The following is a 22,858-nucleotide window of genomic DNA, read 5'->3' on the forward strand; positions in this document are numbered from 1 at the left end:
CGGGAATCAAATATGATAAATGACGAACAGGCAGTTGAAATTTTCAAGGCTCTGTCAAATCAAATAAGAGTAAATATTCTGCAAATGTTGAAAGAACCTGATAATAATTTTTCCCCGCAGGCCCATGTCATCAAAGAAAAAGGCTTTGATGGCGGGGTTTGTGTTAGTGATATTCGCAGCAAAGTAGGACTATCACAATCCACTACCTCCCAGTATTTGTCTATCCTATTGCAAAGCGGTCTGGTTGAAATGAAACGAATCGGACAATGGACTTATTATCGACGAAATGAGGAAACCGTTAAACTGTTTGAAAAGTATATAGGCTTAAAAATATAACCTTTTTAAGGAGGACCAAGAGTGAGTTTTCAAAATCATCGTGCCTATAACAGCATGTACCAAAAAGACAAAATGACACTTGGATTTGTCCTCCCGACTGCCAGGATGTCTAAAAATCCGTTTATGGAGAATCAGCTGGAGCTTGCCCGTAAAATTGAGGAATATGGCTTTGCTTCATTATGGCTCCGTGATATTACGATGCAGAATTTGAATATTGATGATAACGGCCAAAAGTACGATTTATGGATTTATTTGACGTATCTTGCCGCCTATACGAAGCACATTGCGTTAGTGACAGGAAGTGTAGTTCTCCCTTTGCGCCACCCCGTCAGGGTAGCCAAGGAAGCGGCATCAATCGATCAATTGTTTCCAGGCCGATTGATTATGGGAGTGGGATCAGGGGACAGGGAAAAAGACTTTACAGCTTTAGGGATATCTAAGCAAGAAAGCGGACCGTTATTTAAAGAAAATTTCGAAATTCTCGACCGGCTGTTAAAAGAGGATCAGCCGACAATCCACAGCAACAGAGGGCTGATCGATGGTACAGATATGAGGTTAATCCCAAAGCCTGTATCTTCGATTCCGACCATGGTGACTGGATTTAGCAATCAGTCTATCAATTGGATAGCCAGGAATGGGGATGGGTGGCTTCAATACCCTAGGAGCATTATTCAACAGGCGCAGCTTATCCAGGATTATCGTGCTTTAACTGAAGGAGATTTTAAACCCTTCTCTCAAAGCTTGTTTATCGATTTATCGGATAATCCCGATGAAATGCCTGTCCCCATACCCTTAGGCTATTCCGTGGGAAGAAACCGTTTAGTTGATCTACTTCAACAGTTTCAAGCGATTGGGGTCAACCATTTGGCGTTTGTTCTGTATTTTTCCAATCGCCCTCCAGAGGAAGTAATCCAGGAACTTGGAGAATTTGTTCTACCCCACTTTCCAACCCATAAAGGTACAGGCCAGCTTTAAAAAGCTAAATTGTATAAAAGGAGGAAGAATTATGACAAAGAAAATAGAACTTTCAGTACTAGATCCCTCCCCAATTGTCGAGGGAGGATCAGCCGAACTTTCCCTTCAAAACACGCTAGATCTAGCAAAGAAAACAGAGCAGTGGGGATATAAACGGTTTTGGCTTGCTGAACATCATAATTGGGCAGGAATGGCGAGTTCAGCATCCCCGATCGTAATTGGACGAGTAGCCTCTGTCACGGAAAAAATGCGTATTGGATCAGGTGCAATGCTGCTTTCCCATTATTCTCCTCTTTCCGTGGCTGAGCAATTTGGTACATTAGAAACCTTCTTCCCTGGCCGGATCGACCTTGGATTGGGGCGGGCACCTGGCACCGACCAATATACAGCAAATGTATTGCGGCAGCGGGTTGCCGGTGAACCTGAATTTGATGCCCGGCTTGAGGAGCTTATCGCATATCTTTATGGTACAGGAACAGCCACTAAGAATGGTTCATTTAGCTTTCACGCCATTCCCGGCGAAAAAACAAATGTGCCAATTTGGCTGCTAGGTTCAGGGTTATATAGTGCACAATTGGCTGGAATACTTGGGTTACCATTCTCTTTCGCGGGACATTTTGCTCCAGGTAACATGATGGAGGCCATAAAACTGTACCGGGATTATTTTCGTCCGTCTCAATTTTTGGAGGAGCCTTATGTACTGTTAGCCGTTCAAGTGGTGGCTGCAGATGAGAAACAGGAAGCACAAAGGCTTGCCACTTCGATGTATCAAAAATTTCTTTTGTTAACCCGCGGACAGCCTTCGCCAATTTTGCCACCTGTTGATAATATGGACGAGCTTTGGAACGATAATGAACGCAGGGCGGTTGAAGAACAGCTTTTCACTTCCATCATCGGGGACCCTGCAGGTGTGAAGCAGCAGCTCCATGAGTTAATAGAAAAGACTGATGCTGATGAAATTATGGCTCATACAGAGATTTTTGATCATAAGGCACGGCTGCGCTCTTATGAAATTTTGGCTCAGGCTGCAGTAAATTAAACAGTGTCTAGTCTAATAAAAGATGTAGTTTCTGCAGATATTAAATCAGTTAAATTAATGTGATTTAGATTGAAACAGTAAAAGAAGACAAAGAAACAACCTGTAAATTCTTTTATAGGTTTGAACCGAAATTTTTAAAGAAAGAAGATGAGCATATGCCTGAAAATGATATAAAACAAATTACGGATATTCCATTCTCGGTCCTGGATCTCTCTCCAATTGCAGATGGAAGTACGCCGGCTGATTCTTTTCGCAATACTTTGGAGTTGGCCCGGCTCGCTGAAAAGCTGGGGTATAACCGATATTGGCTCGCTGAGCATCATAATATGCCATTTATCGCCAGCTCTGCAACATCGGTAGTGATTTCCCATGTTGCAGCAGGTACATCAAAAATCCGGGTAGGTTCAGGCGGCATTATGCTGCCGAATCATGCACCTCTTGTTATTGCTGAGCAATTTGGTACTCTGGAATCATTATATCCAGGACGTATTGATCTTGGCTTGGGCCGTGCACCAGGCACTGATCAGCTTACCGCACATGCATTAAGACGTGACTTGAGGAGTTCAGGAGAAGATTTCCCTGAGCAGTTGGCTGAGCTCCGGAATTATTTTGACCCTTCCCTTGCACAAGAATATAGTCATGTTAAAGCAATTCCGGGTGAGGGATTAAACATACCTATTTGGCTGTTAGGTTCAAGCGGATACAGTGCCCAGCTGGCAGGAGAGCTTGGACTGCCGTTTGCATTTGCGAGCCATTTCTCGCCGCATAACACACTCCCGGCTATCCAGTTGTACCGCCGTTCGTTTAAGCCTTCTAAAGTACTGGACAAGCCGCATGCAATGGTAGGGCTAAACATCATTGCGGCCGACACAGATCAAGAAGCTGAGCGGCTCGCTACAACATTGCAGCAGCAGTTCTTGAATTTGATGCGCGGAAAGGAAGTTCCATTGCCGCCGCCAGTGGATAATATTAATGATATAGCGAGCGACTATGAAATAGCTGCCCTTGAGAATCAATTAGGAACTTCGATTGTCGGCAGTCCTCAAATCGTAAAAGAAAAGCTGGAAAAGTTTCTGGATGAAAGTCAAGCCGATGAAATCATGGCAATCGCCCAGGTTTACGATCATAAGGCACGCCTCCATTCCTATGAAATATTGGCAGAAATTACTCAGCGAAAATAGGTCAAAACTGGCCGGTCCTTATGGCTACCTCGGGAAATGGCACCAGAGGAAATCGATGAAATGATTAAAGCATTTGGTGAAGTATCCCATTCCATCTACGGAACATGTCAAAGGGAAACCCTCTTAGTGGTTTCCCTCTTTTATTGAGTATTAGAGCAGGAAATAAGCAAGTTCATTTGTTTATGACTAGAAGTTATTGTTAATATATAATCAACAATAGACGCCCATAGAAAGGATTTGATTTAAAGTGAACCTGGGATTAAAAGATAAAACGGCAATCGTGACAGGCGGCAGTAAAGGTATCGGAAAAGCAATTGCCGTAGCGTTTGCCAAGGAAGGCACCAATGTTGTAATTTGTGGCCGCGGTGAAGGAGCATTAAGAGAAACAGCAGCGGAAATTGAAAAGCTGGGAGGCAATGTGCTTGCCGTTCAGGCGGATTTGACGAAACAATCTGATGTGGAACATCTGGTCTCCTCTGCAATCGACCGTTTCAAATCAATCGATATACTCGTAAATAATGCAGGAATAGCCAGTGGATTTGATGATTTTGAAACATTAGATATAGAGGCCTGGCAGCATATTTTTGATGTGAATGTATTTGGGACTGTCCGCGTAACCAAAGCAGTTATCCCTTTTATGAAAAAAACCGGATATGGACGCATCATTAATATTTCATCGGAATCTGGGCTTCAGCCTGATTCGTTTATGCCTCATTATAATGCTTCAAAGGCAGCCATTATCAATTTTTCAAAGAGCTTATCAAAGGCGTATGCCGCACAGGGAATTCTGGTGAATACTGTATCACCAGCATTTATCATGACACCAATGCTGGAAAATCTATTAAAAGATAATGCGAAGCAGCTGAATATAACCTATGAAGAAGCTACTCAACAATTTTTAAAGGAAAACCGTCCACATGTCGAAGTAAAACGGCCTGGAACAGTTGATGAAGCAGCGTCTGCTGTTGTTTATCTTGCTTCCGAACAGGCTTCCTTTATTAATGGTGTAAACCTTCGGGTAGATGGCGGTTCGGTTGCGAGTATATAAATTAAGCTAATTCTTAAGAAAAAAATTCAAACAAAAAAGGCTATCTTTTTTTGATCTGAACCCAAAAAGTTAGACACGAAATTTTAAGCAGCTACTTCGGCATGAGTCCGGTATTGAACCGGGCTCATGCCTTTTAATTTTGCTTTTATCCGTTTTTTATTGTAGTAATCGATATACTGTTCCAATTCTTTTTTAAAGTGTTCCATACTTTCAAATTCTTTGAGATAAAGCAATTCACTTTTCAATAAGCCAAAGAAACTCTCCATGGCGGCGTTATCAAGACAGTTGCCCTTACGGGACATGCTTTGTGTTATATTTTTTTCTTTCAATGCATGCTGGTACCGTTTCATTTGATAATGCCATCCCTGATCAGAGTGAAGGATGGGGGCATCGTTCTCTTTCAATTGTTTGAATGCCTTATCCAGCATCTTTGAAACCAAAGAGTAAACCGGACGGTGTTCCATCTGATAGGCAACGATTTCTCCATTATATAGGTCAAGAACTGGCGATAAATATAGCTTTTCACCATGTAATTGAATTTCCGTCACATCGGTTACCCACTTTTCATTCGGTTTCGCTGCTTGGAATTTACGTGCTATAACATTTGGAGCGATTTTTCCAACATTTCCACGATAGGAGCGATATTTCTTCACCTTCACCAGAGACTTGATCTTCATTTTATTCATTAAGCGACGGACAGTTTTATGATTAAGTGAATAGCCTTGATTTTGTAATTCCCATCGGATCCGACGATAGCCATATCGACCTTGGTGCTCATTAAAAATCTGTTGAATAACAGCTTTCACTTCATGATATTTATCTGCACGATTCTTTTGTTTCATCCAGTAATAATACGTGCTTCGTGGAATGCCTGCGACCTCAACGAGGTCAATGACTTTATATTCATGCCTTAACTCATCAATCACTTCCGCTTTGACTTGTTCTGTGATTTTTCCTCTTCTTGAATTAAGGCTTGTAACTTTTTTAAGTATGCATTCTCCATACGTAATCTCTCATTTTCAGCTCGTAGAGCTTCGACGGATCCTTCTGATGGCTGCTTTCTTTTTGAATCTTTTTTCATGGATGAACGCCCCTTTATCTTTGATCGAAGAGCCTCAATCCCTTGCGTTTCAAAAAGTTGATACCAATTCCAAACGGTGCTGGGAGAAGCCACGTTGAAATGGGCGGCAGCTTCTGAGATAGATACTCCCGTTTCGTTTATATAGTGAAGTACGTCCATTTTAAACTCGATAGAATGATTTGTATATGATTCTTGAAAAGCCATTTCTCCGTGTTTTCGAAACTTGGCCACCCATTCTTTTAACATTGATGAAGTCACACTGTGTTTATAAGCGGTTTCTTTAAAGGAATCTCCCCCCTGAAGATAAGCATGAACAGCAGCTAATTTAGTTTCCAAAGAATACTTGGTCATGAAAAAACTGCACCTCCTATTGTTAGATGTGTCTAACAAAAGGGGTGCAGTTCAAATCGATAGCCGCTTTTTTGTTTAGATTACCTGATTCCGCCCGTTTTCTTTAGATATGGATGGAGCTTTATCAGCCCGAGATAGTAAAGACGCTTCGTATCACCGTTTTTATATTCTGTATCACCAAAACTGCATGTGATTTTTCTTTGAATAGTCCTGGGGATAATTAGTAAACATGCTTGGAGTTTACCGTTATTTGTGGTACGGTTCACCGTACATTACTAAAGAACATTGTTTCTTTTGAGCAAAAAGTCTATATTTTTGTTTAAAAAAATAATGACCACTTCCTTGTTATAGAGGAGTGGTCATTTTTTATATAATCCTACATATCTTGACCGTCTGTTTAGCTAAAGCACAAGAATGTCCATAGGCATTTTTATTTTCCTGATTCTATCGACTTGGTCATACAGAAGATGAAACTACAACAAAGGTTTATTTACACATTCCCAAAGACAGAAAAAAAGAAGCTACCTAAAAGTTTGCTCAACTAATGAGAAGCCTCTAATTTTAATTTCGGATCAGTTCAGGCACCTTTGAGTAAGTTTCCTTATCCATATTCTACCCTGTAATGTACATCTCCACGCCTCCCCGGGAGGCTTTCCATCCCATGTCTCAACGGGTCAATGCCCTCTCATTCCTTCGTTATGCCTATCCAAGGGTGGAGGCCAGTTATGTTAACGCAATGGGTCAGAGTCCTTTTGTTGAAGAAACCTGGTACTCCGTACTTACTACTACAAGGCTGTTTAGCTTGTTAATAAAAGCACACTATTAGGCATTTAAGAGTCGACTGGCGTTACTTCTTTAGTGGCGTGACGGTCGATGTCTTGAAATAAAAAAGGAGGACTTTATAGCCCTCCAGTGCATCCTGTATAGTTAATGGAATGTAGCGATTTTTTCTAAGTCAAAACGATGATGCGGATATCCTTCAGAATCTGCTTTACCAATGGGTAGAATGCCTGCCAATTTGACATGCCCGGGAAGATTCAGGAGCTCTCTTACTTTATCCTGATCAAAGCCCAGCATAGGGTTGCTTGAATATCCATATCCTTGAACGGCAAGCATTAAGAACCCGAAAGCAATATTTGTTTGGGTTAATCCCCATTGAGCACGATCTTCCACCGTCATACCATTGAAAAATCCTGACAGATTGGCCACTTCTTCCTGCTTGCGCTCTGGAGGAAGTCCCGGATGTACAGTGTCAGCAATATTTGCAAGTACATCCTCCATATCACTTGTAACCACAACAACCGCGGGTGCTGAAGTCACTTGTTTTTGACCATAAGCTGCTGCTTCCAACTTTTCCTTTAGATCGTTATCCGTCACTACATGGAAACGCCAGGGTTGAAGGTTCCATGCACTTGGGGATAAGCGGACCAACTCAAAAATCTTATTTAGGTCTTGCTGAGGAATAGGCTCCTGCTTATATTTGCGAATGCTATGGCGTGTTTCAATTGCTTGTTGTACCGATAGAGATTGTTCTGTTGTGTTCATAGCCATGATGATCATCCTTTCTAGAAAAAGTCTTAATTAGGTTACCCTACATAAAAACACAATAACCTTTTGTTAGTTAAAATTTACACTATGTGTAGCATCAGCCTTGTATTTTTATACGAAGCGATTGCTTTTCCGTCTTTAGGTTTTAAATAAAACGATAAAAAAGGAACTTTAAGGGTTACTAAAACTTTATATAATCCAAATAATAATTTTGAAAGCTCCAATTACTTACTCCCAAAACAAAGGGATCCGTCCGAAGTCTTAAGATTGATGAACCCTAGTGAATTTATTAAAAAAGCACCGGATAAAACAAAATGAGATTAAATTGAAAAACAACCACATTTACTATGATAATGGGTTTATATTTGCCAGGGATGATGGACATCCACAATTAAGAAAAGTAATTGAAACTAGGCTCTAACGACTGCTGAAGAAAATCAGGTATAGAAAAAAACATAACTCCCCATTCCTTCAGACATACTCATACTTCTTTATTAATAGAAGCCGGGGTGTGAATTAAAGAAGTCCCCAGCGATTAGGTCATACAGATATCAATACAACAATGAACATTTACGCCCATATGACCGCCAATATGGAAGAAAAGGCCTCCCAACAGTGTAGTAAACTGATGAAAGACCTTCTCCTATAGGGCGCTTTTCTGTCACTGGTTGCCTTGTTTTATACGAGGACAAGAAAAGCATATTAACGTTTTAAACGTTGATGTAACACGGTTTTGAAACCTCTATTACATCATGCCGCCCATTCATCTTCTTTTAAAATAGAAGAAAATAGTAATTAAAAAAGATCGATAAATGCGGTGTTGACGCTTAATCTATAAACTTTTTAAATTACAATCTAAAAATTACGCGGACAAATCTGCGGACAACTTTTTCTAATACAACTGTAAATATTTTCACTACAACAAAAACAACTTACCAGGGGCTTTAAGATTTGAAATGAGGAGAGTGTTTTAAGTAACCCTTAATAATTCAAAAGGCAACTCCGGTCAGTTGCCTTCTATACTTTTCACTTCCCTATATTGTGGTAACTAGCATATGTAGAACAGCATCGTATTTTACGTTGCTGTTTTTAATTCATTTTCACATCCACTAAATCCGCCAGTTTAACTTTAACAATTTCGCCATGGAAATCCACTATTCGTAGTTCTCTTCTAAAGGTATCCACATAATGAACCTTCCCGATCAGCAAATGAAAATCCTCATCTCTAAAATAGGTAAAGCACAGGGCGGAATTTTCAAACATCGCCTGGCAGATGGTTTCCTCCATAAACTCCAGTTGCTGCTCATCCAGTTCAGGTTTCGTTTTCGTTTTTGTCCCAATCAAATTCTCGCAAGCTCTTCACATGTTCTGGCATGAACATTCCTTGCCATTTCATCTTTCTACGGTCACGAAGTTACGCCGCCAGCAGAACAATAAGATCTATCAATGAATTGAAGAAAAAGTTTAAGAAGGGTTGCTGCGGCAATCCTTTTTTCTTATTCGACTAACGGTGTTCAACTAACGGGTGCGTTAGTTCAACAACCTACCAAAAATGGATATTAAAATAGCTCAGTTAACTATACTGAGCCATTTATTTTTAATTGCAAACCCGTTACAAAAGATAGTACAAATTTAGTTGTATTTGCGATTGCATTATCGGGTTTTTGAGATAGGAAACGGAACCCGTTATGGGAAGCCCCACTGGTTATTTTTATTATTCATATTTCAACACATACTTCACATCAAAGGGAGTAAGTTTCAATTCTCTCGCTGGAATGTTGATTTTCGCATAAGCTGGATGCATAGGGAACCATTTTCTCGGCTTACCTCGGTCAATTTGAACGAGCCTTTTTTTATGAAGGACGAGAAGGTCCCTTAGTTCGTTCGGGATTAGGCTATGCGTTTTCTTCTTTACTAACTCCCCCCATCCGATCCAAATTGGAACCCCAGTTTCATTTAGTACTTTCTGAATGACTTGAAAATTAATCGGATTAAATACCAAATCTTTTCCCGTTAACTTTTCCGGCTTACTTGCTGCAGACGGGATCAGATTTATAATTCCAAAATTAGGATTGAATTCCCTGACATAATCGACTGTCCGGTCATTTCCATCTAGTGTACTTGCATTGAACATCAACAGAAAATGCGCAGGATTTCCTTCTTGATAATAATACCTTTTTGTTTCATCAGTCGAAGTAACAGCAATGCCTTTTTCTGACTCCAGGGTTTTAAAATTTCCCAGCGATAAAACGTGTTCCCACACTTAATACCCTCTCCTGCCACTATTTGGTGAATCACTGTATTTCTAGATTTTGAATGAAGCTTTATCTGGATCATGGAGATCCGACTCCTTAGTATCAAAAAGGACACGCAATCTAACCTTACGATCATTCAATAGATCTTTTGCTACCTGGTGATGGTCGAAAGGAGGATTATCACAATTGACTGCTTTATCATTTATAATTTTTGCCAATTTACCAGTATAGGTGGGAGTTTTAGCTCTACCATGGTCTTTATTATAATGAAAGCGATACAAAACCGCCTTCTCTTCAGCCAAAATGAAAATTTCAACCTTATCATCATTCAAAAAGTCTGCTTCTATGATACATTTTGTTACCTGCATATTAGCATCTCCCTATTTTAAAAAGGTTCCCAATAATTAGATTATTGCTTTTAAAACATGCCGTAAACAAATTTATTAAGGCTGAGGTCTTTTTATCTTATATAGAGAAAAACAACAAATAGTATGATTATGATTACGACGAATGGTAGACAACCGCCTTTAGTAAGTGAGGTAAAATCCCCTAAGATTGCGCGGTCAAATCCATCTTTAAGGGTTTCGTTTGGCTTTTTCTTCATTTTGCTGATCTCCTTTTAAACCCTTTCCAATAATAGCGCAATCAATAAAATTAGGTATGATTATTAATGAAATACTGCCCCATCCAACCATTCCAAAATCCCGTTGCCTATATGATTCGAAGATGACGGCACATCACACCCTGTCTGTGTTTTAACTGGTTTGCTTCCCATGGGATGAGTTGTGTTCGTCCTCCTATCCTTGGGTCGCTTTCCATTGATTATACTGCTTCCTAAGACAAGTACCACACGGGCGGTATCCCGCAAGAATTGCTGTCCCTTTCATCTGCAAAAAAAAACGCGATGCTCAACATACCTACCCTGACCCTCCTTAATCGCACGAAGTGCAGAGGGGCAATCGAATCGGCCATATATCTTGCCGCGACCATTGCCAGCTATTGTACCAGGATTGATACTCTTGTAAGAGCGTCCATCTTCTCCTAAGAGAGTGTATTGTTTATTAGAGTGTGGTTCCTCTGTTCTTAAATTATTGCTGATGCTCATTTAACTACCTCCTTTTCTTATCTCAACCACCTAACTAGACAAGCCAGGGATGGCTTTGGACATATTCTTCATTTCAGATCCCAAAAACCTCATTTTTATCTGAAAGTAAAATATTTCATGTTATCTCCAAATTTGCAGGATGACAAAAAAACCATGATCCAAGGGGTTCTTATTTTTTATTTCTTCTTTTACGGAAGAACCAGACCACCAGGGCGATTATTGCGATCCAGGCTACCATCGGAAAAACTACTTGCCAGTTCACCATTCCGAGTATCATTTCTTCTTTTTTTCCTTCCGTTTGAAATTCAGATCAACAAAAGTAAAATAAATAACTCCAGCGATAAAAGCAATAGCTCCCCCGCCGTACATAATAATACTATCTGCTGTCATTCTTCGATCCTCACTTTCCCTAAATCTTCTATAAGGGCCTTCTCTGGATCAATTGTTGTCCTCTCAATATGTCACTCATCATAATCATTACTGCAAAACTTTGCTGTATTCACCAGAAAAAGTAATTTCTATTGTTTGTTAGCCTTTGCAATTAATTCAGCTTGTTTTCTCATTCTCCTGTCATCTTTCTTATCCTTTACTAATAAGATTGCATGAATTGCTCCAGGTAACCAGAAGCAAAGTGTTAGGATAAGATTAATAAATGCTTGAAACGGTCTCCCAATCAGCAATACCGCAAGCGGCGGAAGAACGATGGCCAGTAAATATAACATATGTATCACCTCTCTTGTTTCTATAGATAACATATATTCTGCCTTTCCCTTATAATTCCTTTTTTGGAACATGTTTTCTTCCAGATGTCAAAATGGATGTCCCTGAAACTGCCTAGCTCTCTCCCTCCCCATCAATGCTTCATATTTGCCTTTGCCATTACATCATCACCGCCACAAAATAAAAAAGCATGCCCAAAGGAATGCTCTTATAATACTTTTCCAACTAACTAAACACCTAGCGGCCCATCGAACGCTTTAGTAATCTCACATTTATTAAGAGAAATAAATCCCTCACTCTGCAGCCAACGAGCTTCTTTCATAATCTCTTCATGTCTATAATGACAACCGGAACCAATAATGAAAATAAAACTGTCATCATCGTCTATAGTTGATTCCTTAATCCGATTCTAGCTTTCGGCAAGAGGAAATTATTCCCTTCACTTTCTCCACTCTACGCATACAGAAGGAAGGAAATGGCCTCTAGAGCTGCTTACGTAACTCCATAGAATTCAGGTAAAGCACTCGTACTTAAATAACTGGTGTTAAAAGTTAATTAGATTTCCCTTAAATTCTCTTAAATTTTTCTTCAGTTCGTCATAATCTTTAGTATCATCCTCTTCCCAAAACTCAAGGTCCGCACCACAAAATAGGTCGGGTATCCAAAAGACGCATAACCTACTTTTACAAATGATTCTTCTTTCGTTAACGCCACTCGTTAGCCCACCATGCCGCATTTCTTACGGTATTCTTCTCCAGTACCTCGTTAGGCATCAGTGCCGTTAATTGAGCCTGTTCCTTATGCAGCGACAGACTACTAGCAGCCAGCGCCAGCAGTATTTGAAATCCTCCCACTGTATTTACCTCGTGCGTACGCTGTGTACCTTATTCCCGGGCTACAGGATACACCAATAGTTTTGCTAAATTTGCCTAATGAATCCGCTGTTGCGTCTGTAGTACCCGAATTTCCACCAACCGGTGTAGAATTATAAGTAATTTCAATTGGTTCATTCGGCAAAAAGCCGCTACCGAAAACACGTAAATCATTGAACGGCCCCGTTCGTGGAATCATCTCAACACCTACAGTCGCTGATGGAGTTGTAGTTGTCGAGCCAGCGGACGTTCCTGATACAGGAATCCTGCTACGCAAATCTGCCACTTGTGCCTCAAGTTGTTGAATACGCGAAAGCCAAGCTGCTAGGGGGGTCACCGTGTCTCCGCCCATATAGATGAATCCATTGGCGATCAGATTGCCGGATATGTGAACGTTGCCGTCAAACGCCCCAGCTATCGCTCCCTTGCCGAAAACTCCTGCATGACCTGGACTCTTGCTTTCTCCCCATATCCCTACAAATTTCTCGCTGACTCCAACGACACCAGCTTGATTCGTACTTGCACCATGAACTCCCTGCCAATCTTTACTTTTGCCTAAAACTCCTGCATGCCCCGGACTCTTACTTTCTCCCCATACCCCTACAAATTTCTCACTGATACCGGCAACACCAGCTTGGTTCGTACTTTCACCATAAACTCCGTTCCAATCTTTACTTTTGCCCAAAACTCCTGGATGCCCACTCTTGCTTTCTCCCCATACGCCTACAAATTTCTCGCTGACTCCGATGACACCAGCTTGTTCCTTGCTTTCGCCGTAGACAGCTTGCCCGGTATTACTGAAGCCTTCTACACCTCTTCCACCAGCGGTGTTTGTGCCACTTACAGCAGCAACATTTTGATCATTAGAACTTTCGCGTATAGCCATTTGAACACTCCTTTAAGTAATATTTTTGCATAATCTAAACTCAATAAAACCATATATTACTAATTTATTACACACACTGTATGTAAAGTACTAAAAATCTAATGCATATTCTATACAAATTTAGTTAAAGGGTTTGGCGTCTGTTTTTTTTTTATCATTTATGCATGATTTTATACAACTTTTTTACATCCACGATTTTGGCTTCTGAAGAAGCCTGGTTGCTGCATAAATATGTGGAGTTTTATGTAACCTCTTATTCAATATAATGGCCCGATTGGTGAGTAAAAAGGAAAGATCAAACTTGAACTAAATAAGAAAATCAATGGCATTTTAACTAGAGCATAAAATTAAAGAACTCGTTCCAAAAACGATAATTTTTGACACTCCTCACTTAAAGAACGGATAATCAAGCGATTAACCACTTTCATCGTGTCATAAAATAGTATCAAATCATAGTTGCAAAAACCCTCCTTTATTGATACGATACACTTATGTAAAAATTTGGTAACAGGAGAATGTAAAATGAAAATAGGTTACGCGCGGGTGTCTACACTAGATCAAAATTTAGATATGCAGGTAGACGCATTAAAAGTGGCAGGGTGCGATAAGATTTACATGGAGAAGCTATCGGGTAAACGCGACGATAGACCAGAATTAAACCGGTGCCTGGATAATCTTCGCAAAGGTGACACTTTAGTCGTATACAAACTGGATCGTCTTGGTCGTTCCACGTTTAAGCTGCTGGAACTAACGGCTGGATTCGAAAAAGAGTGCATTGACTTCGTATCCATCGTTGATGGCATTGACACAACCACACCAGTCGGTAAGTTCTTCTTTCGCACTATGGCTTCTATAGCAGAATTAGAGCGCGATATCATAGTAGAACGTACACAAGCCGGTTTGAAGGCTGCTAGAGCACGTGGCCGTATTGGCGGTCGTCCATCAATACCACAAAAGGAAATAGAACGAGCGTTAAAACTATATGAAACAAATGAGTACACTGTACCCGAAATTGTTGAAATGACAGGAGTTTCCAAAGCAACTTTATACCGCTCATTAAGAAAGGTCGCTAAATAGCGACCTCTAACCTTCAAATACATGCAGTTTTAAGTGAACCTTTTCTACATACTTTTGATCTCAACCTGAAGGAGATATAAACCATATATCCTCAACCCTACCTTAGTTATCAGGTAAGGATCGATCTAGCATTCACGAAAGGATTTGGATTTAAGAAGAATGCATCCGAATCTATCAACATGTAGGCAGGTGGGAATTAAGCTGCCTGCAAAGGCGGTTTAGTTTACGCTATATACTTCTTAGTTTATATTTTCCTTCTCCTAGAGAAACAAAAGTTTTTGGATAGGATTTACTGTGACTTTCATTCGAAGAATTAGATAAAAATACATTAATGTAATTCTCTGAAGGCTACCAATTTTTATTGTTCATGTAACTTTTGATATCAGATGTACAAATAGGTTCCTTAAGACTGCCTTTATTAATTGCTTCCGTGATTTCTATACGTAAACCCTGACCATATTTAGAACCCATATTAATATCACTTCCTTTAAACACGAGTAGCTGAAGCCATTAATTCAGCTTGCTGAACAACTGTTTCTACTGCCATTTTTTGAATATCAGGCGGATAACCATATTTCTTTAACAGTCTTCTAACAGTAATTCTCATTTTGGCTCTTGCCGATTCCCGAAGGTTCCAATCGATGCTCATATTTTCCTTTATAGCTTTCGACAGCTCATGCGCTATTGCCTTAAGTATGTCGTCACCCATCACTTCTTCCGCTGTATGATGAGAAGCTAGAGCATCATAAAATGCTATCTCCTCTTTATTTAAACCTGTTTCTTCTCCTCTTTTATATGAGTCATTCATTTCTTTTGCTAGTTCAATTAGTTCCTCGATGACTTTTGATGTCTCAATCGCCCTTTTATTGTATTTATTAATGGCATTCGTCAAAAGATCAGAAAACTTTTTTGCTTGAACTAAGTTGGTCCGCTGGACACTTCTTACTTTTCCTTGCAGCAAACGATTCAATAACTCGACAGCAAGATTTTTCTGAGGCAGTGCCCGAACATCAGCAAGGAATTGATCAGATAAGATTGAAATATCGGGATTTTCAAGTCCTAATGAGCTATAAATATCTACGACTTCATCAGATATGACGGACTTTGAAATCAGTTGGTTGATCTGAGCATCCAGTTGCGAAGAAGTTTTCTTTTTTGCTTCATCCGGTAATAATTTGATAATTCCGGACTTCACCGCTTTGAAGAATCCAATTTCGGCATTCAGCTCTTGGGCATCCTCATCGGTAGAGCAAAGGGCAAATGCTTTGGCCAGTTCTGTAACCAAACGTAAAAACGCTTTTTTCTGTTCCTCTCCAAGTCCAATCACAAAATCAACCGTTTCAATGATGGCTTTCATTCGTTCTGTCGGTCGTTCTGAATCAAAATGAGTGTAATCATGCTGATAGAGCATACTTTGAATCAGTTCATATTTCTCGAGCATAAGATCCAGTGCAACAGACGTATCTACCCCTGCATTATCTCGATCACTTTCGGTATATTGTTTTAAGGCTTCTTTCAAACTATCCGCAATTCCAATATAGTCAACAATCAGTCCACCCGGCTTGTCCCTAAAGACCCGATTTACCCGTGCGATAGCCTGCATTAAATTATGGCCTTTCATCGGCTTATCTATATACATGGTATGCATAGACGGTACATCAAAGCCCGTCAGCCACATATCCCGAACAAGGACAATTTTTAATTCATCACTTGTATCTTTCATACGCTTTGCAAGATACTCCCGCCGACGTTTATTGCCGATAAACTCTTGCCAATCTTCTGGGTCGCTCGATGAACCCGTCATAACAATTTTAATAATACCTTTGGAATCGTCATCGGAGTGCCATTCCGGGCGAAGCTTGACGATTTCTTTGTACAAATCAATCGCGATCCGTCGGGACATTACTACTACCATACCCTTACCAAAAATGGCATCTTGGCGAGTTTCAAAATGATTCACAATGTCGTTTGCCACACGTTTCAAACGTTCATTAACTCCGGCAAGTGCTTCTAACCGAGACCATTTCGTCTTTAGTTTTTCTCGTTCATCGACTTCTTGATATTCGGTGATTTCATCGTATTCTCCGTCAATTTCTAGACCTTCCGGGAGATCCAACTTCACAATCCGACTTTCGTAAAAGATTTTGACGGTCGCCCCGTCTTCTACCGCCTGGGTCATATCATAAATATCAATGTAATTTCCAAAGACAGCAGGAGTATTTTTGTCAGTCGCTTCTACTGGTGTACCAGTAAATCCAACGTATGATGCATTTGGCAAAGCGTCACGTAGATGTTTCGCAAAACCATACTTCACATGGGCTTCAGAAGATGAGCGCTGCATCTGTGCTTGGAATCCATACTGGGATCGATGTGCTTCATCTGCCATGACGATTACATTTCTACGTTGGGTTAAGGCTTCCATTGTATTAGAGCCCTCTTCAGGAGCAAATTTTTGCATTGTGGTAAAAATAATCCCACCTGACTCAACCGCCAAAAGCTCCTTTAGATCGCTTCTTTTGTCTGCTTGTTTTGGTGACTGCCTGAGCAATTCACTGGACTGACTAAACGTAGCAAAAAGCTGATCATCCAAATCATTTCTATCCGTTAAGACAACAACCGTCGGATTATTCATCTCTAAGACCAGCTTTCCGGTATAAAACACCATCGACAAGCTTTTTCCAGATCCTTGTGTATGCCAAATGACACCGATCTTACGGTCTCCATGCTCACTTGCTGCACGTTTGGCTTCTTCAACAGCTTTATTCACCGCATGATACTGATGATAAGCTGCTAGTATTTTAAATGTATCTTCTCCATCCGTTTGAAACAGAATAAAATAGCGAATCAAATCTAGTAACATGGATGGTTTACACATTCCTTTAATCATGACTTCTAATTGAGGAATGGTATTTGGAGCAATTGTTTCCCCATCGATGGTCCTCCACATCATAAATCGTTCTTCGTTAGAAGTTAAGGTTCCGGCTCGGGCATTAATCCCATCGCTAGTTACCATGAAAGCATTGTATTGAAATAAAGAGGTAATGGTCTTTTTGTAGGTTTGAAGCTGATTATAGCCTTGAGAGATGCCGACCTTTTCATCTGTAGAGCTTTTCAACTCAAATACCACTAACGGTAATCCGTTTACAAATAAAATCACGTCTGGTCGCTTATTAGCTGAACCTTCCATAATGGTAAATTGGTTCACGGCCAGGAAATCATTTGCTTCTGGATGATCAAAATCAAATAACCAAAGTTTTTTCGTTGAGTTTCTCCCGTCATCTTCTCTAACCTCTATGTCCACTCCGTCCGTAATAAGCTTATGAAACGAACGGTTGTTGATTAGGAGGTTGGGATGCTGCGGAATCGTAACCTTACGAACAGCTTCTTCTATTTCTTGAATTTTCACATTTTTATTGATACGAGAAAGGGCGTCGGTTAAACGCCCTTCTAAAAATACCGTTGAGTAATCCTGTCTCTCAGGAGAAATACCATCATGTGCAAGATCTGGGCCACTCGCCACTTCATATCCGATCTCTTCCAGCCAATCAAGCGTGGCATGTTCTAATTCATCTTCATTAAAGCTGTACATGTTCCAGTTCCTCACTTTCTGTTGGGATTTCAATTTCTCCTGAGAGAAGTTTCGGAAGAAGGATATCTCTTAATTCTTTAAGTCTTTCGATTTCTTGCATCAAGCTAAGTTGATGATCAACTATGTTTTTAAGGATCGCATAATTCTTAGTAAATTGCTCTTTTTCAGGTATTGCAAATATAAATTGTGACAGTTGCTTAAATGTTATTTGTGGAAAAGTCCCTGATCTTGTTTCTGCAATTTGCTGTAATTTATTAATAGTATCCTCATTTTTTAAATAAAGGTATAATACTTTACTTGGAAATATATCTTCATCAGCTCTTAACACCATGAGTTTAGTTGAAACGACATAATCATTTGCATCAAAATCCACATAAGCAAACCTTTTATTTGCAGGTCTAATTTCACTGTATAAAATATCATTTTTTTTAATTAGTTTTTTCGCTTGTCCAGGCATTTCTTTAGTAGGTGAATAACTTTTTTTCAAAACTTTACCTTCTAAAATATCAGATGTATTTAAGAAGATTGCACTCTCTTTTGATTTTTTATTTATAGATTCTGAAATGCTTTGAACAAATTTATTAAAGTTTAATACATTCCACCCCTCAGGAATCAACCCCAACTCACTTTCCACCATCTTCCCGCCACTTGATTGATAAGGCTCTCCGTTTTCATTCGGAAATTCAAAGTCGATAAACCAGCGTTTGAAAAGGGTTTGGGCGATTTGTTCGAGGTCTGAATTAATTGAAAGGTTTATATTTATTTTTTTATCTAATGAAAATAGGATTGAAGATATTTTTTTTTGTAATGATATTTCAGGAAAAGCAAAAGGTAGTGTTTTAAATGAGGAATGAGTTAAATCTTTTTGGACACTTCCAGAAGCTACATTATTTGCTAACTCTTTGAAATATTTATTGTTCAAGTAATAAAATAAGAACATTTTATCCAATTGATTTGAATTGTACTCAACCTTAAAACAATTATTATGAACACACCCCTCTACATCTGTATAAACTAATCCTACTTGTCCTGTTCTAGTATAAATTATATCCTCTTTAACAGCGACGTACTGTTCCTTAATATCAGTAACATATTCCGAAAACTTCCCCTTAGGTAAGTCCGTTATTTTTAATAAAGGTATATATCCATCAAGCTCTTCCGAAACTCTTCTTTTAGACGAAATTTGCAATCCTTGCCTTAGATTTACAACATCTCCAATTTTACAATACTTCCAGTTATCTGAAATCCTCCCAAATATACTATATTCCATATCCAATCCCCTCCAAAGCTCGGCGGATATCATCTTCAAGTGATTTTGACTTTGCAAACTGCTCAGATAGCCCAGTCGTTAACCTTAACATCTTCTCTTCAAAAGGTTCCCCGTCTTCTTCTAAATCTTCAAACCCTACATACCTTCCAGGAGATAAGATATATTCATTTCCCTTTACTTCTTCTAATGTAGCTGCTTTACAAAAGCCTAGTATATTTTCATAACTTTGTTCATTTGTTCCACGCCAAGCATGATAAGCTTCAGTAACTTTTTGAATATCTTCAATTGCAAGCTCTTTATGAGTACGATCTGCCATGTACCCTAGTTTACGAGCATCAATAAACAAAATTTCTCCCTTGCGGTCACGCTGTCCTTTTGCAGCTTTGTTTCGTGTGACAAACCAGAGGCTCACAGGGATTTGAGTTGAATAGAATAGCTGACCTGGAAGTGTGACAATACACTCTACTAAATCATTTTCAATTAAATTGCGACGAATTTCCAATTCACTAGCCGTGCTTGTTGACATCGATCCGTTCGCAAGGACAAATCCTGCTGTCCCAGAGGGGGCAAGCTTTGATACCATATGCTGAATCCATGCATAGTTTGCATTTCCAACTGGTGGTGTACCATAACTCCAACGTACATCTTCTTTTAATTTTTCACCGCCCCAATCACTGATATTAAAGGGAGGATTTGCTAGGATGTAATCAGCCTTTAATCCTTTATGTAAATCCTTATGAAAGGTGTCTGCATTGTGCTCACCAATATTTCCATCTATACCACGAATAGCTAGATTCATTTTGCAAAGTCGCCAAGTAGTCGGATTTGACTCTTGTCCGTAAACTGCGATGTCACCAAGCCTTCCCTGATGTTCTTCAACAAATTTTTCACTTTGAACAAACATTCCACCAGAACCACAGCATGGGTCATAAACTCTGCCTTTATAAGGTTCAAGCATTTTAACCAGTAGCTTAACAATGGAAGTAGGCGTGTAGAACTCACCTCCATTTTTTCCTTCGGCACTTGCAAATTTACTTAGAAAGTATTCATATACACGGCCAAGAACATCTTTAGACCGGCTCTCTTGATCCCCTACTTTAAAGGAAAACAAATCAATGGTTTCACCTAGACGCGTCTTGTCTAATGCAGGGCGCGCAAAATCTTTTGGAAGCACCCCTCTTAATGAATCATTCTCTTTTTCAATAGAAATCATTGCTTGGTCAATAATTTGGCCAATCTCCGGCTTTTTTGCATTTTCTTTAACAAAAGACCACCGTGCATCTTTGGGAACCCAGAAAATATTCTCAGCAGCATACTCATCTTTATCTTCTGGATCAGCCCATTCATCTTGGGATAATTCGTTGTGTTTTTCTTCAAATGCATCTGAAACATATTTCAAAAACAATAATCCCAATACGACATTTTTATATTCCGAAGCATCCATGCTACCTCTTAGTTTATCTGCCATTAACCAAAGCTTTTCTTCGAATCCAATACTTGCTGTTGACATTTTATTTCCCCCGTTTAATGTGTCAAATAAAAATTTCTATCTAATAATAGTTTAACAAAAAATGTTTGATGAAGCATTTATCAGAAACATTAAGTTCTCTTCCTTCACACTAGTTTTAGAAGCTTCGGTGCCTTTTTCGGATTTCAGTACTTTAAAGATATAAAAAAGCGAGGGCTATTCAGCCTTCGCAACATGGAAACTTCTTTATTTCACTCTTTCTATCAACGCACAGCATTCCAACCGACTAGAGTGCTGAATATAGAAAAATTAAACCCTAGATTGTAGTCGGTGTTCTCCTAAATAATAATAACCGACTTGTGTTTTTCTGAAGCTATTCTATATTCAGTTGTAAAAAAAACTTCCCTTTTTAGGTTACTTCTTGACCATGAAGACCATTTTAGGCAAAAAAAACACGCCTAATATTAGGCGCGCTTCTTTTTCGATGAATAATATTCTGTATCTTCACTAACACTAAAAGTCCCGATTGACTGTATATTCATAAAATCCAATACCTCTGCAAGTAGCTCATTGGTTTCCTTTTGAGATGTTTCTAACTCTTTGTCAATTTCATTAATGGATTCAAATGGACTTATTCTTTCCATTTTCTTATCAATCACTGCCATTTTTAACGCCCCTTTCTGGGTCTGTTTCAATTGTAACGGCTGTTTCAATTTCCTCTTGTTTAATAATCATATCACATAATTCAGCTAGTCCGCAGATATCAGCATAACTTCTAATCATAACTTCATCGTCTTGCTTAAACTCTGCTTTATCCTCGCTCTGAATGCAAAGAACGCCGATAATATTACCCTTTACCCAAATTGGAGTACCAATTATGGAGGTGTAATGATCGAGGTGTTCCTTTTTGTGAGACCAACCGCCGTCTTTATAAACATCTGCCAACGTTTTTGTATCGCCTAATTCCCAAACTTCTCCGGCAAACCCTTCACCCTTTGCAAAACTCTTTTCCCTTGCCGACTTGGTATCAATCCTGTAGTATGCAAATATCTTTAATTTATTATATTCGTTTATAAGGAAAAGTGAAGCAGATTTATCGGATTTGTTAGAATAAAGGCACGTAACACACTCATTCAGCACATTATCCATAAACTCCTTCTTCCAACCTTCTTTGTGTTCTGAAAGCAATGTATGTAAGGAACGGACCAGTCTGCTTGTATTCTTTGTATTCCGTTCGAATATCTCAATAAGCTTCCTTAATTTTATTTCACGGTTAACACCTTCCGATAGCTTTTTAGCAGTTGCTATGAGTAATCTTCCGGATTCGTCGAGTCTCTCGCCGTTCTCTTGAAGCTGCTTCTTTATCTTTTGGTTCTCTTTTAGCAGTTCTGTATCCCCGATCTTTTCACGCAAAACAGCATATTTGCTGTAAAAAGGATTCGGCATATTAAAACCAAACTGCTGCATTTCTGGCGATCTCGTTCGAAGCCATCTTGCGGTAAGAACGGTACATACAATGCCGGAAATAGTATAGGCGATGAAAGTAAAAACCCTTATAAACGCATACTTTGGCCCGCCTAATTTATCAATCAATTCTATAGCACCGGCTACGAGTGTAGAAACTACAATAACAGCCAAAATCAAACCGCAGAGAAGACTGCCAATAAATTTTAATGGGTAATACTTTCCTCTTTGTACATCGGTATCAATCACGGGTTGTTTATCCGTGTGTAGTTGCATATCACCCTTCCCTTCCTGTTATATCCATTATACACAATTTTTAAAATATGATCATCATGTAAAATAGGAACAAGACAACCAGAAGGGAGTGCTTACTTTTGTTTCTGTTTAAGAAAAAACAATGTTACTTTATTAAACAAATTTCTTGTGTTAATTGGCATACTATCACATCTCAACTGCATTAAAGGTTACTTCAAAAATATTGGTCACTCTATGGTCACATCGTCGTCACACACTATTGAAAACTAACGGCAACTACAGTTCATTTAAACAATAAAAATATCCTAAAAATGTGATATAAAAGCATTTCTAGGCAC

Annotated in this window: 19 protein-coding genes; 6 read left to right on the plus strand and 13 right to left on the minus strand. The window is 39.3% G+C overall.

What is annotated here, in order from left to right:
* The first annotated feature begins 12 nt into the window (after window positions 1-12).
* From DMO16_RS14585 to DMO16_RS14605, 5 genes are all read left to right on the plus strand, one after another.
* On the plus strand, window positions 13-336 hold the full coding sequence (locus DMO16_RS14585) for an ArsR/SmtB family transcription factor (RefSeq protein WP_129480406.1): 324 nt from the start codon (window positions 13-15) through the stop codon (window positions 334-336).
* Between the two features lie 21 nt (window positions 337-357).
* Window positions 358-1,311: a TIGR03571 family LLM class oxidoreductase gene (locus tag DMO16_RS14590; RefSeq protein WP_129478339.1), complete on the plus strand. Its 954-nt coding sequence runs from the start codon at window positions 358-360 to the stop codon at window positions 1,309-1,311.
* 31 nt (window positions 1,312-1,342) lie between these two features.
* Window positions 1,343-2,350 (plus strand): LLM class flavin-dependent oxidoreductase, encoded by a 1,008-nt coding sequence (locus DMO16_RS14595; RefSeq protein WP_053356064.1) that lies wholly within the window; start codon window positions 1,343-1,345, stop codon window positions 2,348-2,350.
* Between the two features lie 155 nt (window positions 2,351-2,505).
* Complete coding sequence (locus DMO16_RS14600; RefSeq protein ID WP_129478342.1) at window positions 2,506-3,531, plus strand: LLM class flavin-dependent oxidoreductase; 1,026 nt, start codon at window positions 2,506-2,508, stop codon at window positions 3,529-3,531.
* A 247-nt stretch (window positions 3,532-3,778) separates the two neighbouring features.
* A complete protein-coding gene (locus DMO16_RS14605; RefSeq protein ID WP_129478344.1) occupies window positions 3,779-4,579 on the plus strand; it encodes an SDR family NAD(P)-dependent oxidoreductase in 801 nt (266 codons plus the stop codon).
* An 83-nt stretch (window positions 4,580-4,662) separates the two neighbouring features.
* Here DMO16_RS14605 and DMO16_RS14610 read toward each other — a convergent pair.
* The 8 genes from DMO16_RS14610 to DMO16_RS14655 all read right to left on the minus strand — a co-directional run bounded on the left by DMO16_RS14610 (window position 4,663) and on the right by DMO16_RS14655 (window position 13,397).
* A protein-coding gene (locus DMO16_RS14610; RefSeq protein ID WP_129474832.1) for an IS3 family transposase occupies window positions 4,663-6,011 on the minus strand; the annotation gives its coding sequence in 2 pieces (ribosomal slippage) (window positions 4,663-5,552 and window positions 5,552-6,011; 1,350 coding nt in all).
* A gap of 927 nt (window positions 6,012-6,938) precedes the next feature.
* Window positions 6,939-7,562, minus strand: coding sequence for a nitroreductase family protein (locus tag DMO16_RS14620; RefSeq protein ID WP_240482457.1), 624 nt, complete (start codon window positions 7,560-7,562; stop codon window positions 6,939-6,941).
* 1,086 nt (window positions 7,563-8,648) lie between these two features.
* Window positions 8,649-8,903, minus strand: coding sequence for a YolD-like family protein (locus DMO16_RS14630; protein ID WP_241840577.1), 255 nt, complete (start codon window positions 8,901-8,903; stop codon window positions 8,649-8,651).
* A gap of 370 nt (window positions 8,904-9,273) precedes the next feature.
* On the minus strand, window positions 9,274-9,822 hold the full coding sequence (locus tag DMO16_RS14635; RefSeq protein ID WP_129478346.1) for a DUF1643 domain-containing protein: 549 nt from the start codon (window positions 9,820-9,822) through the stop codon (window positions 9,274-9,276).
* Between the two features lie 42 nt (window positions 9,823-9,864).
* The gene (locus DMO16_RS14640) at window positions 9,865-10,182 is read right to left on the minus strand and encodes a hypothetical protein (protein ID WP_129478348.1); all 318 of its coding nucleotides are present in this window, start codon (window positions 10,180-10,182) and stop codon (window positions 9,865-9,867) included.
* A 906-nt stretch (window positions 10,183-11,088) separates the two neighbouring features.
* Entirely contained in the window at window positions 11,089-11,181 is a 93-nt protein-coding gene (locus tag DMO16_RS24625) for an LPXTG cell wall anchor domain-containing protein (protein WP_206738110.1), read from the minus strand.
* Between the two features lie 256 nt (window positions 11,182-11,437).
* Window positions 11,438-11,641, minus strand: coding sequence for a YqaE/Pmp3 family membrane protein (locus DMO16_RS14650; RefSeq protein ID WP_129478350.1), 204 nt, complete (start codon window positions 11,639-11,641; stop codon window positions 11,438-11,440).
* A gap of 814 nt (window positions 11,642-12,455) precedes the next feature.
* On the minus strand, window positions 12,456-13,397 hold the full coding sequence (locus DMO16_RS14655) for a hypothetical protein (protein WP_129478352.1): 942 nt from the start codon (window positions 13,395-13,397) through the stop codon (window positions 12,456-12,458).
* A 522-nt stretch (window positions 13,398-13,919) separates the two neighbouring features.
* Between DMO16_RS14655 and DMO16_RS14660 the strand changes: the two genes are divergently transcribed.
* Entirely contained in the window at window positions 13,920-14,474 is a 555-nt protein-coding gene (locus DMO16_RS14660) for a recombinase family protein (protein ID WP_129478354.1), read from the plus strand.
* A gap of 487 nt (window positions 14,475-14,961) precedes the next feature.
* Here the strand turns inward: DMO16_RS14660 and DMO16_RS14665 are convergent, their stop codons facing one another.
* The 5 genes from DMO16_RS14665 to DMO16_RS14685 form a co-directional block, all read right to left on the minus strand.
* Window positions 14,962-18,063, minus strand: coding sequence for a type I restriction endonuclease subunit R (locus DMO16_RS14665; protein ID WP_129478356.1), 3,102 nt, complete (start codon window positions 18,061-18,063; stop codon window positions 14,962-14,964).
* Window positions 18,050-19,333, minus strand: coding sequence for a restriction endonuclease subunit S (locus tag DMO16_RS14670; RefSeq protein WP_164988934.1), 1,284 nt, complete (start codon window positions 19,331-19,333; stop codon window positions 18,050-18,052). Before DMO16_RS14670 ends, DMO16_RS14665 begins: the two co-directional genes overlap by 14 nt.
* The gene (locus DMO16_RS14675) at window positions 19,323-20,843 is read right to left on the minus strand and encodes a type I restriction-modification system subunit M (RefSeq protein WP_129478360.1); all 1,521 of its coding nucleotides are present in this window, start codon (window positions 20,841-20,843) and stop codon (window positions 19,323-19,325) included. The genes DMO16_RS14670 and DMO16_RS14675 overlap by 11 nt, the downstream gene beginning before the upstream one ends.
* Before the next feature lie 422 nt (window positions 20,844-21,265).
* A complete protein-coding gene (locus tag DMO16_RS14680) occupies window positions 21,266-21,466 on the minus strand; it encodes a hypothetical protein (protein WP_129478362.1) in 201 nt (66 codons plus the stop codon).
* The gene (locus DMO16_RS14685) at window positions 21,453-22,514 is read right to left on the minus strand and encodes a GAF domain-containing protein (protein WP_206738111.1); all 1,062 of its coding nucleotides are present in this window, start codon (window positions 22,512-22,514) and stop codon (window positions 21,453-21,455) included. Before DMO16_RS14685 ends, DMO16_RS14680 begins: the two co-directional genes overlap by 14 nt.
* Window positions 22,515-22,858: the final 344 nt, after the last annotated feature.

Source organism: Fictibacillus sp. S7 (assembly GCF_004127935.1).
GTDB classification, from domain to species: Bacteria; Bacillota; Bacilli; order Bacillales; family Fictibacillaceae; genus Fictibacillus_C; species Fictibacillus_C enclensis.

Bases quoted from the DNA above. Each gene is read 5' to 3' on its own strand.
- DMO16_RS14640 (WP_129478348.1), bottom strand. From the start codon at position 10,182: ATGCAGGTAACAAAATGTATCATAGAAGCAGACTTTTTGAATGATGAT.
- DMO16_RS14675 (WP_129478360.1), bottom strand. From the start codon at position 20,843: ATGTCAACAGCAAGTATTGGATTCGAAGAAAAGCTTTGGTTAATGGCA.
- DMO16_RS14600 (WP_129478342.1), top strand. From the start codon at position 2,506: ATGCCTGAAAATGATATAAAACAAATTACGGATATTCCATTCTCGGTC.
- DMO16_RS14655 (WP_129478352.1), bottom strand. From the start codon at position 13,397: ATGGCTATACGCGAAAGTTCTAATGATCAAAATGTTGCTGCTGTAAGT.
- DMO16_RS14650 (WP_129478350.1), bottom strand. From the start codon at position 11,641: ATGTTATATTTACTGGCCATCGTTCTTCCGCCGCTTGCGGTATTGCTG.
- DMO16_RS14620 (WP_240482457.1), bottom strand. From the start codon at position 7,562: ATGGCTATGAACACAACAGAACAATCTCTATCGGTACAACAAGCAATT.
- DMO16_RS14595 (WP_053356064.1), top strand. From the start codon at position 1,343: ATGACAAAGAAAATAGAACTTTCAGTACTAGATCCCTCCCCAATTGTC.
- DMO16_RS14585 (WP_129480406.1), top strand. From the start codon at position 13: ATGATAAATGACGAACAGGCAGTTGAAATTTTCAAGGCTCTGTCAAAT.
- DMO16_RS14660 (WP_129478354.1), top strand. From the start codon at position 13,920: ATGAAAATAGGTTACGCGCGGGTGTCTACACTAGATCAAAATTTAGAT.
- DMO16_RS14665 (WP_129478356.1), bottom strand. From the start codon at position 18,063: ATGTACAGCTTTAATGAAGATGAATTAGAACATGCCACGCTTGATTGG.
- DMO16_RS14670 (WP_164988934.1), bottom strand. From the start codon at position 19,333: ATGGAATATAGTATATTTGGGAGGATTTCAGATAACTGGAAGTATTGT.
- DMO16_RS14680 (WP_129478362.1), bottom strand. From the start codon at position 21,466: ATGGCAGTGATTGATAAGAAAATGGAAAGAATAAGTCCATTTGAATCC.